This window comes from Nostoc sp., from assembly GCF_036917235.1.
Taxonomy (GTDB): Bacteria; Cyanobacteriota; Cyanobacteriia; order Cyanobacteriales; family Nostocaceae; genus Nostoc.
This window is the reverse complement of the sequence record NZ_JBALDU010000007.1, coordinates 70,243-86,110: the sequence shown is the minus strand read 5'-3', so window position 1 is coordinate 86,110 and position 15,868 is coordinate 70,243. Positions and strand designations below refer to the sequence as shown.

The following is a 15,868-nucleotide window of genomic DNA, read 5'->3' as shown; positions in this document are numbered from 1 at the left end:
CCAAACCAAAGTAAAGATGACCATTTCCCAGGCAGCTGGAAACGTCTGCACAGTTTCTGCTTTGAATACAAAGAAACAGCAAACAGCTAATTCAGTGGAGAGCGAAGTAATTTACTTACCGAGTACTGATTGTGCGATCAAGTCCCAGGCTTCTTTGTCAGCATTTACTTCCTATAGAGTTGGGGGAGCAGCTGATTTATACGTTGCCCCCCGAAACTTAGAAGCACTGCAAGCAAGTCTTAAATACGCAAAAGAACGTAATTTAAAGGTGACAACACTGGGAGCAGGTTCTAACCTCCTGGTGAGCGATGGTGGTATATCAGGCTTAGTCATTGCTACTCGTCATCTCCGCTTCAGCAACTTTGACCCCCAAATCGGTCAATTAACCGTTGCTGCTGGAGAATCAATTCCTAGCTTGGCATTGGCGGCAGCAGAATTAGGGTGGCAAGGATTGGAGTGGGCTGTTGGCATCCCTGGAACAGCCGGAGGTGCTGTGGTGATGAATGCAGGGGCACATAATAGCTGTATCGCAGATATGTTAGTTAGTGCCGAGGTACTTTCACCCGATGGTACGCTAGAAACTCTTACCCCCGATCAGTTAGGTTATAGCTACCGGACTTCATTATTGCAAGGTGGCGATCGCATAGTCACCCAAGCTACCTTACAACTCGCGCCAGGTGCAGACCCAGCAAAAGTTGTGGCAATTACCAAAGAACATAAAAAGCATCGGTTAAGTACTCAACCATACAACTTCCCCAGTTGTGGCAGTGTGTTTCGCAATCCCAAACCTTACAGTGCTGGCTGGTTAATTGAACAAACTGGTCTGAAGGGCTACCAAATTGGTGGAGCGCAAGTAGCGCTACTCCATGCTAATTTTATCGTTAACCGTGGTGGAGCAAAAGCTAGTGATATCTTCTGTCTCATTCGCCACATCCAACATCAAGTACAAGAACGTTGGTCTATTAATTTAGAGCCAGAAGTCAAAATGCTCGGAGAGTTTCAAGGTGCTTGTGGATAAAGAATGGGGAATGGGGAGATAAGGTAGAAGAATATAAGAACCAATGTCCAATACCTTACTCCCTACTCTCAACTCTATGACGCATTAATTATTGGTAAAAAAAGAGTCAAATTACTTACCGCATCTATAATTGAATTTGATTTGTTATTCAACGCACACGCGTACAAATAATTATGACAGGAAAAGGACAGGGATTCGGCTTTGGCTTAGGAAAAATGAAAGAATTAGCCGAAGCTTTTAAGAAAGCGCAGCAAGTTCAAGAAGGTGCAAAGCGACTCCAAGAAGAATTGGAGCAAATGGAGATTCTAGGAGAATCTGGCGGTGGTCTGGTGAAGGTTATTGTCAGTGGGAACCAAGAACCCAAGCGAGTGGAAATTTCTCCAGATGCTTTAGCAGAAGGTGCAGAAGTACTTTCCGATCTTGTAACAGTGGCAATGAAAGAAGCCTACAACAAGTCCACAGCAACAATGCGGGAACGTATGGAAGAATTAACCAGTGGGTTGGAGTTACCTGGATTTTAGTCATTGGTCATTAGTCATTAGTCATTGGTCATTAGTCATTGGTCATTAGTCAAAAGACAAATGACTATTGACAAAGGAAAAAGGGCAAATGACTATTGACAAAGGACAAAGTATATCTATGCCTTACAAGTTGCTGTTTGTCTGCTTAGGTAATATCTGCCGATCGCCATCGGCAGAAAATCTCATGAATCATTTAATTGAGCAGGCTGGCTTGAGCGATCGCATCCTCTGTGGCTCTGCTGGTACATCTAGCTATCACTTTGGTAGCCCACCTGACAGACGCATGAGTGCTGCGGCTGCTACTAAGTTGGGAATTAAACTGCGTGGTCGAGCACGCCAGTTTCAAAAGTCAGACTTTCAAGACTTTGATTTAATTTTGGCTATGGATCGAGAAAATTATGAGAACATCCTCACTCTCGATCAAACTAGGCAGTATCAGCATAAAGTGCGTTTGATGTGCGAGTTTTGCTCTCGACACACTCTAAAGGAAGTTCCAGATCCCTATTACGGCGGTGAAGAGGGATTTAATCAGGTTATTGATTTACTGATCGATGCTTGTGAAGGTTTGCTGACAAAAGTTAAAAGTGAGGAGTTATGAGTTAGGAGTTTTAATTCCTCACTCCTGTACAGACGCGATTAATCGCGTCTCTCCTCCTAACTTTTATTCCACTAAACCATGCTTCATCGCAAAACGGACTAATTCCGCGCGGTTGCTGGTTGAGGTTTTTCTCAATAAACTGCTAACGTACTTTTCCACAGTTCGAGGACTTAGGTGTAGTTGAAGGCCCATTTCGGCATTAGAAAGACCATGAGTTAATAACTCTAAGACTTCCTGTTCTCTGTGAGTTAGGGCTGAGGGCAGATGGGATTTCTGAATTTGAGTGGACAGAGAATTATGGGCATCCCCCGCTTTTGTCAAGCCGGAAATTCCCAAACTATCTTTATGAGAAAAACGATACTCTGATTGGATAATTTGCGATCGCTCCAAAAGATTGCGGATTGCTGCTGCTAACTCTTCCAGTTCAAAAGGCTTGGGTAAGTATAAATCGCACCCTGACTGGTAGCCCAGAATTCTTTCTTGGGTCTTAATGCGTGCCGTTAATAAAATTACAGGCAATAAACGAAACACTGGTTGTTGACGCACCCGGCGCACCAGTTCATAGCCATTCATCCGTGGCATAACAATATCCGTCACAATCAAATCAGGATGATACTCATCCACCATAAACAAGGCCTCTTGACCGTCATTAGCCGTGATCACTGAGTAGCCAGACAGTTCAAGATAGTCGCTAACAGACAGACGAGTGCCCAAATCATCATCCACTACAAGGATCGTCAAGGGCATGGATAATACACCCCTAGCATTTTTTTACTCAGAAATTTGCTTCTATGTACTCCGTTACTGAACACAGACAATAATAGTGTTCTTATGTTTCATACTATGACAGGATTACCAGCTAATGACTGCTCTCAGGGTTTATTTATAAAGAAAATCTTAAATCATTAGGAAGGTTAACGAAGTACCACCCTAGACTCCCTGTGCTTATGAGGTATAGAGAGCTTTGTAATTTGTAACAACTCATCAATCAAGGAGAGTGAATGTTCATTCCTTAGCGTCATACCAATTATTTGTCAGGATTTATGCAAAAAGGGAGTGAGGGGAATTTATCTAAACGCAAAGAAGAAAGTTACGCGGAGGCTTTCGTACAAGCGGCTTCCCAAGGGTATTGCCTCTACTTGATGAAGTCCTATTTGTGAAACTGCACAAAATCAGGCTTGGTGAGACAAGTTGCTCAAGCAACTTGTTCTATGAAACCTCAGAGGTAATCGGTATCAGATAACTTAAAGTTGCCAGAAAAGCTTAATTGTGAACTTAGAAAAGCTAAATTAGTGATATACAGTTCACCGTTTATAGCGGTTCTAAGATACACCGTATAATTTACAAGCCAATCCAAATAATTTTTTAGGTACATTTAAAGCACACAAAATTATCAATGAGCGACAAGAACGAAGGTTACAAAGTTATTTGCGACAACCGTCAAGCCCGTTATTTGTATGAAATTCTAGAAACTTACGAAGCTGGAATTGAGTTGACAGGAACAGAGGTGAAGTCGATTCGTGCGGGTAAAGTCAATCTCCAAGATGGCTATGCTTTGCTTCGCAATGGCGAAGCATGGTTGATCAATGTGCATATCTCGCCTTACAACGCTAGCGGACAATATTTTAATCATGAACCACGGCGTACACGCAAGTTACTATTGCATCGTCAAGAACTCCGTAAGCTAATTGGCAAAGTGGAACAGCAGGGTTTAACTTTAATCCCTTTGAAAATGTATCTCAAACGAGGCTGGCTAAAAGTGAGTATAGCTCTTGGCAAAGGTAAAAAGCTCCACGATAAACGAGAAGACCTGAAACGACGCCAAGACCAGCGTGATATTCAACGGGCCATGAAAAGCTACTGAGGATTCGGTGTTGCTAAACTACCACAGCAAGAGTGAGGAACGGATTGCTGTGAAAGTTATGTTGTATGTCTACAGCGTGAGTGATGAAAATGCCGAGTTTATAGCCGCAGATTGATTTTGTTAAGGTTGAGACTCGATACAGTGGTGAGTGACTTCAAATAGCATCAGGAACTTTTACAACTATGAAAAGTAATTTTATTACCGCTGTTGGCGCTGGCGTTCTCACCTTGAGTATGGGAATTTTACCCTTATCTCTATCTGCACAAGCTCAGACAACTAATGACACCGGAGCCACTACTACTGCTCCAACAACGACTACTGACAATCGCAACGATTTTGATTGGGGTTGGCTAGGATTGCTTGGTTTACTCGGTCTAGGCGGTTTGGCTGGCAAAAAGAACGATCGCGAATCTGTAGCTTATCGCGACCCTAATGCTCCAAGTGCCACTACCTACAGAGACTAGACAATTCAAAATTTATTCATGGAAAATTCAAAAGTTGTCAGTTGTCCGATAAGAAAACAACTGACAACTTATTTATATTAGTTTGTTGCTGCTTCTGAGTTAGTTGAATTTGTCTGGTTTTGAGCTAAAGGTGTCCAGTAGCTGGCAATTAAGGCAACGATGAGCCACCAAAGGGTATTGACTTCAGGACGATACCAGACAGTATCTACGGTACCGTGAGCTAGCATACCCAACAAAATAGCGATCGCTCCGATTAACCAAAATCCCTCTACACTTCTGATTTGTCGCAATCGTCGCACTTGTAAAAATGCGGTATTAAATGTGACAATTAGTAACCAGAGAAAGCAGGCTAAACCAACAAAGCCAGTTTCAACAGTCACTTCAAACAATATCGAATAGGCGCTCAAAGCAGTGTAACGAGGGCGTTGGTAGAGGGGATAAACTTTATTAAAAGAGCCGTGACCGGGGCCAATGCCGAAAATCGGGCGATCGCGAATCATTTCAAAAACAGCATCCCACACATTTCGGCGAAAATTATTACTGCTATCCTTACGGTCGGCAAAAATACTAAAGACTCGCAGCCGCACTGGCTCTACAAATATTACTGCTAGAACCAATACGCCGATCAAACCCCCTAAAACAATCGGTATTGACCAAGTACGCCAAAAACGAGGCATTTCCACGCTTTTCCAATAAACTAGCAATGCCATCACAGCTAACACTGCCACCACTAGTCCAATCCAACCGCCACGACTAAAAGTCAGAATCAGGCAGGAAATATTGACAATTAGCATTGTTAATGCAAGAGCTTTTTTAGGCCAACTTTGCCATACAAAAATTGCCACTAAGCTAAAAATTACTGCTGGTAGGAGGTATCCAGCCAATAAGTTGGGATTGCCTAAATAACTATAGACTCTTGTAGTCTTAGACATAGGAGATTCTGGATCGACCCAAGTTGCCAATGCTGTGGCTCCAAAAAACCATTGCCGCAACCCATATACACTAACAATTAACGATACGTGCAGATAAAGGATGATAATCCAAGAACGCAGGCGAGGTGACCTTAATACCCTGGCACAAAGGGTAAATAGTAGCAAATACAAGGTCAAGGTTCCCAAGTCGTTAAGTGCCGCCTTTTTCACTGGTGATAATGCTGTTGCGACTGCGGCAACTCCCCAGTAGAGCAATACCAGCAAGTGAATGGGAGTGACTGACGAGACATTTGCTGGTGTTACTTCATCAGATAAAGTCAACAACAGCCAAAATCCGACACAAGCCACCAGCAAAAAACCCACCAATGTACTCGAAGCAAAAGGTGCTAGAGCATATATTAAGCTGAGTAAAGCCGCTGCGATCGCATCTCCCCATTGAAGCAAGACGCTAGTTTGCCGCCAAGAACTTAGCAGTCCCACCAGAGAGCGATGTACATAACTGGTAGCAAGATATTCTTTGAGCGGTAAAGTTGATAGAGTAAATCGTTGCCAGACTAAATTCATAAAAAACATTGCGATCGATTAGCCTGCCGACGCAGAACTTGGAATCGATCATAATGCCTATAGCTATAAAAAGGTAATAACAGAAATTGCACATCGCATGATGGCGCTCTTATTCCTAGCCATCATCCAATAGGAAGTTAAGATAGTTCTTCATATACTTAGTACAGCTTGACGTAAAATGGTGGCGAATTGAGGTTTGAAATTTAAAGGCATAGGTAAGCGCAAAAGCACACAGAGAATTAATGAAATCTAGATAGAAAATACGTCTTTCCCAATCTCCATTACCTCTTATCCCCAGAGGGGGCCCCACCTTCCCCAATCCCCACGATTAGACATCGCTAATTGCTTTTGAGGAAGTCGCTAGTTGCAGTGGCAAAGAAAGTACATAACGATATCCTGATTCTGGTGAACCTTGAATCAAAATGTGTCCACCATGCAATTCTGCTAGTTGACAACTTAATAATAGACCCAAGCTTTCACGAGAAAGACTTCCATGTGATTTAGCTAAATTTATACCTGAACTAGTAGCAAAGAAATTTGAGTGGGAATCATTCAAGTTTTTGGAATTTTCTACTGCTACTGATGAAGTATCTAGTTGTTCTTGTCTTTCTGTATGAGTATTGTAAGTTGCTACCTCACCTGTAAGCTCCAGCAGCGACAAAGAATTGAGACGGAAATAAGGATCGACCTCTGTTATACCATCCCCTAACCAGGGATGGGAAACCCAAATAGTAATGTTGAGCGTATCTTCTTTGTAAGAAACATGAATGCGAACAATGCTACCTGTAGCCGAAAGTTGAATCACACTGAAAACCAGGTGATAGAGGATTTGCCGCACCTTGTCTTTATCTAAAGGCCAAATGCGGCTGCGTCCCGGTTCTATAGACAGGCGAATATCTTGCTCGCGGCGATTAGCTACTTCTTCTAGGGTATTGATAGCTTGTTGGCATAGCATTTCAATATCCACGGGAGCTAGATTTAGCACAGTTGAGTTTTCATCCATAGCTCCTAGTTCGGTAATTTCGTTTACTAGGGAAAGTAAGTAGCGACCACTGTGTTGGATAATTTCCAAATATTCTCTCTGCTTAGTCGTCAAAGGCCCATAAATCTCACGTCCCAAAACACTAGCCATACCGAGTACAGATGTTAAGGGCGTGCGTAACTCCTGAGTTAGCTGACTCAAAAGTTCTAGCTTCAATTGTTTAGTAGAAACAGAGTCGCTATCTTGAGTGGATGCAGTGATTTTAATCTCAGTATTACGTTCCTCATTAAGTGAGAATATCGGAACGTTCTTGGCAGCGCTTGATTCGAGTTTCCCTTGCAGGAGTCGGTTACGTTCAAATTCACTCATGCTCCAACGAGCAATGATTTGTAAAAACTCAATGTCTTGGGGTGTAAAATTGCGTGGCACTAAATCCATCACTGCCAATGCACCCAAACAACGTCCCTCAGCATCAATCAGTGGCGCTCCTAAATAAGCACGAATGCCATAATCTTGCACCAACTTGCTGCTAACAAGTATTGGGTCGTTAAGTTTATGCGTATCATTTATTTTAATGTATTGCAAACTCTCTACTACCTGAGTGCAAAATGATTCCCGGCGTAGTAGTTGGCGGCTTTGTGCCAAATGATTCATTAGTCCCAGCCTAGATAAGCCTACCGCCGATTTGAACCAATGGCGTTCTTGATCCACAAATCCCAATATGGAAATTGGTGCTTCCAAAAAGCGGGCGGCAGTCTGTGTGGCTTCTTCAAAAACCGGAATCGTTTCTGGTTGCCGCAAACCTAAATCGGACAAAGCTTTGAGGCGTTGCTGTTCTCTTGATTCATGAGAATCCCAACCATCCTTTAGGGCAAATAATTTGTTTTCAGGCTCTATCATTGCCACTGCTACCTTAATAATTTCTCGATCGTGTAATTGATCCAAGTCCTATTTCTAGGTTATCAATTGCTATTTTTAAGCATTCCCTAATTTTGCCTCTGACAAACAAATTTAGGGCAAAATTTTTTTCTCCCTTCCATTAAGCCAAGATGTGGTGTCTGCTAGTTACTAGTTACTGGTGCTGAATGTTCTTTATTTAGCACTGGTGTAGTCTTTCTTGCTTGAGATTTTGCAATCAGACTGCGTTAGATTTGGATTCAGCCAGGGTAAGCTAATGCTAAGGATACAATACAAAGGGGCTGTCATTCTTTATGTATATAAGGGAAAATTTTTACTGGAACATTCAAAGTAAATTTACTTAAAATAATAGACATTCATGTAATTAAATATAGACATTTTACTGATAACAGCTAGTACCCAGAGATGATAATCCTAGTGCAGGATGATCTAAATAGACCAACCATATCCCTACGGATTAGCAAGCTATCAAATTATTGAAAAGCCCACTTTCTGAACTTTTTGAATTTTGAGAGAAGTTGGAGTGGCGGCTTCAGAGAAGTCTGATGGCAACTTCGGTTGCTCAAATTAAGAGGGCGTGATTTTGAATTAACCATAACCGCCTAAATAGTTGATCTAAGCTTTTACCCAATAGATTAAATCTATTACAATTTCATGCCGAAAATTGTAGAAGGTTTTCTATTTTTTCCATGTGATGAAACATTTTTTGAGGACGACTGGTAATGAATAAAATGACTATTAGAGTTCCGTTTGTAGACTTGAAGTTACAACATAAACCAATTCAAACGCAGTTGCAAGATGCAATCCAATCAGTGTTGGAACGGGGAGATTTTATTTTAGGACAAGCACTTTCAGATTTTGAAGCAGCATTTGCGGCAGTATCTGGTACGGCTTATGGAGTTGGTGTGGCATCAGGAACAGATGCGATCGCTCTGGGATTACAAGCGTGTAATATTGGTGCTGGTGATGAAGTGATTTTACCCGCAAATACTTTTATCGCCACCTTAATTGGGGTAATACGTGCTGGGGCCAAGCCAATTTTGGTAGATTGCGATCGCCAAACTGCTTTAATTGATTTAAGAGAAGCAGCAAAGGCAATTACACCTCAAACCAAAGCAATTATCCCTGTCCATCTCTATGGTCAGATGGTATCACCACGCGAGCTAGTGAACTTTGCCGATACCTACAAACTCCTAATTTTTGAAGATGCAGCCCAAGCACATCTTGCCCAAAGAGACGGATATCACGCTGGTTCAGTAGGAATAGCAGCAGCTTTTAGTTTCTATCCCAGCAAAAATTTGGGAGCATTTGGGGATGGGGGAATGCTGCTGACACGAGATGCAGATGTAGCCCAAAAGATGGTGCGCTTACGAAATTATGGTGCATCGCAAAAGTATTTTCATACTGAACCAGGTACAAATAGCCGCTTGGATACCTTGCAAGCAGCAATTTTGCACAAAAAACTCCCATATTTGCCGCAGTGGAATCGCGATCGCCTGACTATTGCCCAGCAGTATGATAATGAACTAGCACCCTTAGCAACCGCTGGAATTATCCCTATAGAAAATCAAAGCGATACAGGACACGTTTATCATCTTTATGTGATTAAAGTAGATGATTCTTGCCCAATAGAACGCCAGCAACTCCAGGAAAAACTCACAGCGGCGGGAATTCAAACTGGTATTCACTATCCAATTCCTTGTCATCTCCAGCCAGCATTCACCAACTTAGGCTATCAACTGGGAGATTTTCCCCAAGCAGAGAAGTTGTCAAAGCAAATATTATCATTACCGATGTATCCTGGTTTGAGTAGTAGCCAAGTTAAAGAAGTTGTAGCAGCGATCGCTAATGCAGTCTCAACGAGTTATCAGGTAGATAATCTATCTCCTGCCGACTTGGGCAGCGTGGTAGCCTGAAGTTAATTCATACTTAATGTACATCTAAAAATTAGACATTTGTCCTTTGTTAAAAACTAATGACCAATGACCAATGACTAATGACCAATGACTAATGACCAATGACTAATGACCAATGACTAATGACCAATGACTAATACTGAAAATCATGGCACTCCAGCAACAGGTTAAAAATATAAACGCATCAGGCTTGTTAAATCTAGCTATTTTAGGCGTTTTGCTGCTGCTTTATGCTCCGATATTGTTACACTGGTTGGATGGTTGGCTGCACAAAAATATCAGTACAGAACACGAATATTTCAGCCACGGAATTATTGGTCTACCATTTGCGGCTTATCTGGCCTGGATGAACCGGAAAAAGTGGAAACGTTTGCCAGATACCATCAATCCTTTGGGCGCTGTTTTATTGTTATTAGGGGCAATTTTTTATCTTAGCGGTGTTACAGAGTGGGTTAACCTTTCCTTGCCCGTGATATTGATCGGATTATGCTTGTGGTTTAAAGGAATAGCAGGTTTGCAATTACAAGGATTCCCTCTACTATTAGTATTTTTAGCAACCCCAACAGCATTACCCTATCTCATTGCTCCCTATACCATGCCTCTCCAAAGCTTCATCGCTGGCACAGCAGGCTTCATACTGAACCAATTTGGTATGGAAGTAACCGTTGATGAGATCAATCTTTACGTGGGAGGACGGATTGTAGAAGTTGCTCCCTATTGTGCAGGGCTGAAAATGTTATTTACGACTCTCTACGTGGGCTTGATGCTGCTTTATTGGACAGATGCTTTGTCTTCACGCCGCACAACCATATCGTTTTTATCTCTTGCTGCGATCGTTAGTATTATTGCCAATATCATTCGTAATACTTTACTGACTTTCTTTCACGGCACGGGTCAAGAAGCGTCTTTTAAATGGCTGCATGAGGGTTGGGGTGGCGATCTCTACTCTGCTTGTATGCTGGTGTCACTAGTGCCCTTACTGAATTGGATTAATAGCTATTTTTCAGCATCCCTAGAAACTGAACAAGAAGTAGAAAGTTAGAATCATTGATTATTGGGCATTGGACACAAAAGGCAGAGGGAAAAACTTACTGCAAATTCTCCTCTGCCCCCCTGCTCCCCTGCTCCCCTGCTCCCCTGATCCCTTAATTTTTCATCACTTCTACGTAAGTCCTAAATATTACTGAACTCACAATGTGATTTTATAAAGTAAGATTTTGCCTAAGTATTGCAAATTTTACTGATGATTTCCTTCTCTAAATTTTTCAAGGAAAACCAATTGACTCAGGTAGCAGCACTTTTGTTGTTGCTACTGCTGCTAGCAATGGCGGGGGTTCCCGGATATCTGACAGGACACTGGCAATGGAAACAGCCGCCCCCTGTTCCTACCCTCCACGAATTAAAACAGATCCGCAAGACTGGGTTAACCCTTCCTGGTTGGCAAACCATTGAACAAGCAGAACAGCAAATTGGCGAACATAATTGGTCTTTGCAGGTAATTAAAAAAGAAGGTTCCGAATCCCAAGCAATCCTGCTTTTGTTGCCGCAAAATGGGCCTATGGATCAACCAGAGGTAGAGTGGACAGATGTTAACGGTTGGGGAAGATCGCGCTGGGGAAAGTGGGATATAGCTCAATCTCGTTCTGCGGAATTTACTGTCAAACCATCTGCAAAGTTAGCTTCTAATGTCGAAACTAAAGTAGAAGCTAGGTTTTTTCGCGCCTCCACACCACAGCAAACCTTCGCTGTTTTGCAATGGTATGCGATGCCAGACGGCGGAAATCCATCACCTTTTCACTGGTTCTTGGCAGATCAACTGGCACAGTGGCGCAAGCAACGCACTCCTTGGGTTGGCGTGAGCATTCTGATTCCAATGGAACCTTTGGGGCAGGTAGAAACATCTTGGCCTTTAGCCCAGTCTATTGGGGAAACAGTTCAAGCTGCATTAATGGCAGGCGCTTTGTAGAGTCTGTTAAGAGATTTATCAAGTGCAGGGATTTATCAAGAGTATGTCTATAAATTGTGTTCAGGCTGAAACTCACCTAAAATGATGTTAACAACATGAAGTTAGAAATTAAATTTAGCAAAATTATTCTCTTTCTCTTGGTAAATACTTCTAGATAAAAGAGACATTTAAGGCATTTTTAGAGTAAAATAACCACTCGGCGCGACTAATTTCTATATCAATATTTTCTACACCGATGTTCATAGATCCCAGTTATTATATGCGTAGATTCAGCGCCCTGTGTTTTGTCAGTCTTCAAGTGGGAGTTTTCTTAACAACACCTATCCAACTTGTTGTTGCCCAGCCTTTTCCATCTCAAGGACAATCACCAGAGAAATTCCCTTCACCTGTGCCAGTTAATGAAGTTGCACCTAGTGGTGCAAATGAAGAAATTTCCCCGCAACTGAGCCGCTACCTTTTGGGGCCAGGAGATGCAATTGGTGTTGTGCTTCAGCGTCCACCTGGTCCATACCGTTTAGGCATAGGAGATGGAATTAGCGTTTCGGTTCAGCGCTTTCCAGATTTGAGCTTTCAAGCTTTAATCAACCCAGAAGGTAATATTGCGGTGCCGTTATTGGGAACAATTTCTTTACAAGGTTTAACTTTGGAAGAAGCTCAAGAAAAAATTCGCTTGGGTTTAAATCGTTATGTAGTCGATCCAATAATAGTTTTAGCATTAGCAACGCAGCGTCAAGACCTCAGTTTTCAAGCTGTAATTAGTCCAGAAGGCAACATCATCGTGCCACAAGTGGGAACGGTGTCATTAAAAGGTTTAACCTTGGAAGAAGCTCAAGAAAAAATTCGTTTGGGCTTGAGTCGCTTTTTCCCTGATCCAATCGTGGTAGTATCCTTGGCAGGAACGCGACCAGTTCAAGTTACCATTAGCGGGGAAATATTTCGACCAGGAATTTATCCAATTAATTCACCAACACCCCGCGTTGCTGATGCTTTGCTAACATCTGGTGGTTCAACGTTGAATGCAGACCTGCGACAAATACAAGTACGGCGGAAGTTAATCGATGGTTCTGTGATTTCACAAACGATTGACTTATACGCAGCATTGCAAAATGGCGGTTCAATCCCGAATTTACGCTTACAAGACGGAGATGCAATACTCGTGCCCCGTCGTGAAGTTGGTAATGAGGATGGTTATGACCGCAATTTAGTAGCACGTTCATCCTTAGCCACACCACAGATTAGAGTCCGAGTTTTAAACTACGCTGCGGGTGGTCTTTCCGTTCAAGCACTGCCTAACGGCAGTACATTTGTAGATGCTTTGGGAGGTGTAAATCTAGACACTGCTAATCTGAGAGATATCGCTCTGGTTCGCTTTGATTCGGAACGAGGCAAAGCTGTTACCCAAAAACTTGATGCTAAAAAAGCTCTAGGCGGTGATGCGTCGCAAAATGTAGCACTTCAAGATAATGATGTTATTGTTGTTGGTCGGAACCTCATTGGTAGAATTACTAATTTCCTAACTACTATTACCCAGCCTTTCTTCAATGTTCAATCCTTTCTCCGGTTTTTTGACAACGTTGGTGGTAGATAAATTAGTAACATTAAAAGCAGGATACAACCTAGAAATAGTTTGGAGTGTAGTAAGCCACATCTCTAACTGAATATTTGAATTTATTAATGGAAAAGTCTTAAAGATATCAACCGATATATACAGTAGGAAGTTGATAGCGTCCTTGTATCAAAGCCACTATCTTTGTTTGGTGCTTCCTAAATTTTGAATTTTGTATTTTAAATTTTGAATTGGAGCGAAGCGACCATGACCCCACCAATTGTTAAACGCTATCTTATTGCTTTTGATAAATATAAATGGATTGGACTAGCTAGTTTTGCTTTAGTTGTCGCTGGGTCAACTGTGGTGGCTATGCAACCAGAGCCACCTATTAGCTATATAGCATCTGGGGCACTTACTTATAGTGGACCACCAGTTTCTTTCTCTACAACTGGTAATGAAATCCAACAGCAAGGAAAGGAACTGAATGAAGATCTTTTACTATCAAACCAGATAATTGCAGCCGTGGCAGAGAAAGTCGGTGTCAAACCGAAACAACTCGGTGCAAGTGTTGCCCTTTCTCTACCGAAAAAAAATGCTAAGAGTGGAGAATTAGAATCTCCTTTCTTTGAACTGAAATATGTAGATACTGACGCTAAACGAGCCATACAGGCCTTGACAGAATTGATGCAAGCAATGGTCAAGGTTAGTAGTGACATCAATACTGGGCGATTACAAGCAATTATTCAAAAGATTAACGATCGCACACCACAAGCTAAACGGGAATTGCAAATTGCTGAAAAGAAACTGGAACAGTACGATCGCGTCGAGCGAACAGCAATATTAGCAGCAGAGAATGGCAGCTTGTTAAGCGCCATTACTGCCAGCCAAAATCTCCAACGGCAAATTCAATTAACTATTTCTGGGGTTGATGGTCAAGTTCGCAGTTTACAAAATAAGTTAGGCTTAACAGTCGCACAAGCTTATGTTTCTTCTGCTTTGAGTGCCGATCCAATTATTGGTAACTTACGAGCGCAAATTTATCAAAGCGAATCGCAAATCGCTGTACTCAGAAAAGATTTGCGGCCGGAACATCCAACGATGGTGCAGTTAATGCGTCAGAAACAAGCTGCTGAGGAATTACTCCAACAACGTGCTGCTGAAGTTTTAGGTGGTGATGGAACGGCGGCTCCGCTTCAGGGTAACGTTGCAGGTATTCGCACTCAAAGCAGCTTAGATCCAACACGCCAGCAATTGGCAAACCAAATGGTGTCTTTGCAAACCCAACGGGAGACACTGCAACAACAACTAGCTCAAGAAATCCAACTAGAAGCGCGACTCCGGCGAGAGTATGCTCTAATACCCAATAAGCAATTAGAGCGATCGCGTTTAGAACAAGAGGTTGGACTCAAAAAAGCTATTTATGACCAAATGCAGGTGAAGCTAACCGATGCGAAAACCGCAGAGGCAGAAACTACTAGTAGTCTCAGCATTGCCAGACGCCCCGCAGTCACTCTCGATCCCAAACCTCCGAAGAGTGTGCCTATTACCCTTGCTGTGGGTGGTTTCTTAGGTGTATTGATTGGTGGCGGGGTGATATTTTTGTTGGGAGCGCTGGAAGGGACTTTCAAAACCAGAGAGGATATTCGCGAGAGCCTCAAGCAACGAGAAGTGGCACTGTTGGGAGAATTGCCTTTAATGCCAGTTGATGATTTGGAGCCAGATGCTGTACCGGTAGTATTTTCCCAAGATTCTCCTTATTTAGAATTTTATGAGAAATTCCGTAGTAATATGCGCCGGATTGGTGGTAAAAACTTAAAGGTAGTATTGATTACTAGCACCAGTAGCCTAGAGGGTAAAACAGCAAGTGCTTATAATTTGGGTGTTGCTTCCGCCCGTGCTGGTAAAAGAACCTTAATTATCGAAACAGATTTGCGATCGCCTTCCCGTTGTGCATCCTTAAAAGTAATTCCTGACCCTGAAGCCACTATTGAACCCCTACGTTATTACGCTAATTTGAGTGAATGTATTCGTTTAGTTCCTGATATTGAAAATTTATACATTCTTCCCAGCCCTGGCCCAGTACGGCAATCCGCTGCTATTCTTGAATCCAGTGAAATGCGGCGGCTGATAGAAGATGTCCGCGAACGTTTTGATTTAGTCATTTTAGATACTAGTCCCCTCAGCATATCCAATGACCCTTTGTTAATTCAACCCTACAGCGATGGGATCGTACTAGTGGCGCGACCAAACTATACGCAAGAGAATATGCTAGGTGAAGCTATCGATCAATTGGTTGAATCTGAACTAGGGTTATTGGGAGCAATTATTAATGGTGCTGATATCATCGTTTCTGTACCTGAAGAAGTTCCAAAATCATCAGCATTTACATCTGAGGTAGAACAGTCAGAAGAAGTTTCAGCCAGGGCCAACAAAAACTAATAGTTTCAAATGTGTAAATTTTAACACAGACTATCGCATTCGCGTTGGCGTCTCTCAAAGAGAATCATCTCGCAGAGAAGGTTAGCGCAGAGAATTGAAAAATAGCAATTTTTGTGCTGCGAGTTTCAAGAAATGCT

At 42.3% G+C, this 15,868-nt stretch carries 13 protein-coding genes; 10 read left to right on the top strand and 3 right to left on the bottom strand.

Annotated elements, in window-relative coordinates:
* The first annotated feature begins 16 nt into the window (after positions 1 to 16).
* From murB to V7K44_RS02060, 3 genes are all read left to right on the top strand, one after another.
* Positions 17 to 1,018 carry a UDP-N-acetylmuramate dehydrogenase gene (murB, locus tag V7K44_RS02070; RefSeq protein ID WP_334928171.1) on the top strand — a complete coding sequence of 334 codons (1,002 nt, stop codon included), beginning with the start codon at positions 17 to 19 and terminating at the stop codon, positions 1,016 to 1,018.
* A 173-nt stretch (positions 1,019 to 1,191) separates the two neighbouring features.
* Positions 1,192 to 1,539 carry a YbaB/EbfC family nucleoid-associated protein gene (locus V7K44_RS02065; RefSeq protein WP_323229391.1) on the top strand — a complete coding sequence of 116 codons (348 nt, stop codon included), beginning with the start codon at positions 1,192 to 1,194 and terminating at the stop codon, positions 1,537 to 1,539.
* 118 nt (positions 1,540 to 1,657) lie between these two features.
* A complete protein-coding gene (locus V7K44_RS02060) occupies positions 1,658 to 2,137 on the top strand; it encodes a low molecular weight protein-tyrosine-phosphatase (RefSeq protein WP_334928430.1) in 480 nt (159 codons plus the stop codon).
* Positions 2,138 to 2,200: 63 nt separating this feature from the next.
* Here V7K44_RS02060 and V7K44_RS02055 read toward each other — a convergent pair whose 3' ends face one another.
* Positions 2,201 to 2,884: a response regulator transcription factor gene (locus V7K44_RS02055; RefSeq protein ID WP_334928167.1), complete on the bottom strand. Its 684-nt coding sequence runs from the start codon at positions 2,882 to 2,884 to the stop codon at positions 2,201 to 2,203.
* A 649-nt stretch (positions 2,885 to 3,533) separates the two neighbouring features.
* Here V7K44_RS02055 and smpB point away from each other — a divergent pair.
* Both smpB and V7K44_RS02045 read left to right on the top strand, forming a co-directional pair.
* Entirely contained in the window at positions 3,534 to 4,001 is a 468-nt protein-coding gene (gene smpB, locus V7K44_RS02050; protein ID WP_094349892.1) for an SsrA-binding protein SmpB, read from the top strand.
* A gap of 182 nt (positions 4,002 to 4,183) precedes the next feature.
* The gene (locus V7K44_RS02045; RefSeq protein ID WP_334928165.1) at positions 4,184 to 4,465 is read left to right on the top strand and encodes a WGxxGxxG family protein; all 282 of its coding nucleotides are present in this window, start codon (positions 4,184 to 4,186) and stop codon (positions 4,463 to 4,465) included.
* 77 nt (positions 4,466 to 4,542) lie between these two features.
* Here the strand turns inward: V7K44_RS02045 and V7K44_RS02040 are convergent, their stop codons facing one another.
* Together V7K44_RS02040 and V7K44_RS02035 are read right to left on the bottom strand one after the other, a co-directional pair.
* A complete protein-coding gene (locus V7K44_RS02040; RefSeq protein WP_334928163.1) occupies positions 4,543 to 5,961 on the bottom strand; it encodes an IctB family putative bicarbonate transporter in 1,419 nt (472 codons plus the stop codon).
* Positions 5,962 to 6,289: 328 nt separating this feature from the next.
* Positions 6,290 to 7,843: a GAF domain-containing sensor histidine kinase gene (locus tag V7K44_RS02035; protein WP_334928427.1), complete on the bottom strand. Its 1,554-nt coding sequence runs from the start codon at positions 7,841 to 7,843 to the stop codon at positions 6,290 to 6,292.
* 749 nt (positions 7,844 to 8,592) lie between these two features.
* On the opposite strand from V7K44_RS02035, the gene V7K44_RS02030 reads away from it, so the two are divergent.
* The 5 genes from V7K44_RS02030 to V7K44_RS02010 all read left to right on the top strand — a co-directional run bounded on the left by V7K44_RS02030 (position 8,593) and on the right by V7K44_RS02010 (position 15,731).
* The gene (locus V7K44_RS02030; RefSeq protein WP_334928425.1) at positions 8,593 to 9,777 is read left to right on the top strand and encodes a DegT/DnrJ/EryC1/StrS family aminotransferase; all 1,185 of its coding nucleotides are present in this window, start codon (positions 8,593 to 8,595) and stop codon (positions 9,775 to 9,777) included.
* 148 nt (positions 9,778 to 9,925) lie between these two features.
* Positions 9,926 to 10,819, top strand: coding sequence for a cyanoexosortase B (gene crtB / locus V7K44_RS02025; RefSeq protein ID WP_334928161.1), 894 nt, complete (start codon positions 9,926 to 9,928; stop codon positions 10,817 to 10,819).
* Positions 10,820 to 11,020: 201 nt separating this feature from the next.
* Positions 11,021 to 11,743 (top strand): cyanoexosortase B system-associated protein, encoded by a 723-nt coding sequence (locus tag V7K44_RS02020; protein ID WP_334928159.1) that lies wholly within the window; start codon positions 11,021 to 11,023, stop codon positions 11,741 to 11,743.
* A gap of 235 nt (positions 11,744 to 11,978) precedes the next feature.
* Positions 11,979 to 13,331 carry a polysaccharide biosynthesis/export family protein gene (locus V7K44_RS02015; RefSeq protein ID WP_334928157.1) on the top strand — a complete coding sequence of 451 codons (1,353 nt, stop codon included), beginning with the start codon at positions 11,979 to 11,981 and terminating at the stop codon, positions 13,329 to 13,331.
* Positions 13,332 to 13,556: 225 nt separating this feature from the next.
* Positions 13,557 to 15,731, top strand: a complete 2,175-nt coding sequence (locus tag V7K44_RS02010) for a GumC family protein (RefSeq protein WP_334928155.1) — start codon at positions 13,557 to 13,559, stop codon at positions 15,729 to 15,731.
* Positions 15,732 to 15,868: the final 137 nt, after the last annotated feature.

Bases quoted from the DNA above. Each gene is read 5' to 3' on its own strand.
- V7K44_RS02015 (WP_334928157.1), top strand. From the start codon at position 11,979: ATGTTCATAGATCCCAGTTATTATATGCGTAGATTCAGCGCCCTGTGT.
- V7K44_RS02020 (WP_334928159.1), top strand. From the start codon at position 11,021: ATGATTTCCTTCTCTAAATTTTTCAAGGAAAACCAATTGACTCAGGTA.
- V7K44_RS02040 (WP_334928163.1), bottom strand. From the start codon at position 5,961: ATGAATTTAGTCTGGCAACGATTTACTCTATCAACTTTACCGCTCAAA.
- smpB (WP_094349892.1), top strand. From the start codon at position 3,534: ATGAGCGACAAGAACGAAGGTTACAAAGTTATTTGCGACAACCGTCAA.
- V7K44_RS02030 (WP_334928425.1), top strand. From the start codon at position 8,593: ATGACTATTAGAGTTCCGTTTGTAGACTTGAAGTTACAACATAAACCA.
- V7K44_RS02065 (WP_323229391.1), top strand. From the start codon at position 1,192: ATGACAGGAAAAGGACAGGGATTCGGCTTTGGCTTAGGAAAAATGAAA.
- murB (WP_334928171.1), top strand. From the start codon at position 17: ATGACCATTTCCCAGGCAGCTGGAAACGTCTGCACAGTTTCTGCTTTG.
- V7K44_RS02055 (WP_334928167.1), bottom strand. From the start codon at position 2,884: ATGCCCTTGACGATCCTTGTAGTGGATGATGATTTGGGCACTCGTCTG.
- V7K44_RS02035 (WP_334928427.1), bottom strand. From the start codon at position 7,843: ATGATAGAGCCTGAAAACAAATTATTTGCCCTAAAGGATGGTTGGGAT.
- V7K44_RS02010 (WP_334928155.1), top strand. From the start codon at position 13,557: ATGACCCCACCAATTGTTAAACGCTATCTTATTGCTTTTGATAAATAT.
- V7K44_RS02045 (WP_334928165.1), top strand. From the start codon at position 4,184: ATGAAAAGTAATTTTATTACCGCTGTTGGCGCTGGCGTTCTCACCTTG.
- V7K44_RS02060 (WP_334928430.1), top strand. From the start codon at position 1,658: ATGCCTTACAAGTTGCTGTTTGTCTGCTTAGGTAATATCTGCCGATCG.
- crtB (WP_334928161.1), top strand. From the start codon at position 9,926: ATGGCACTCCAGCAACAGGTTAAAAATATAAACGCATCAGGCTTGTTA.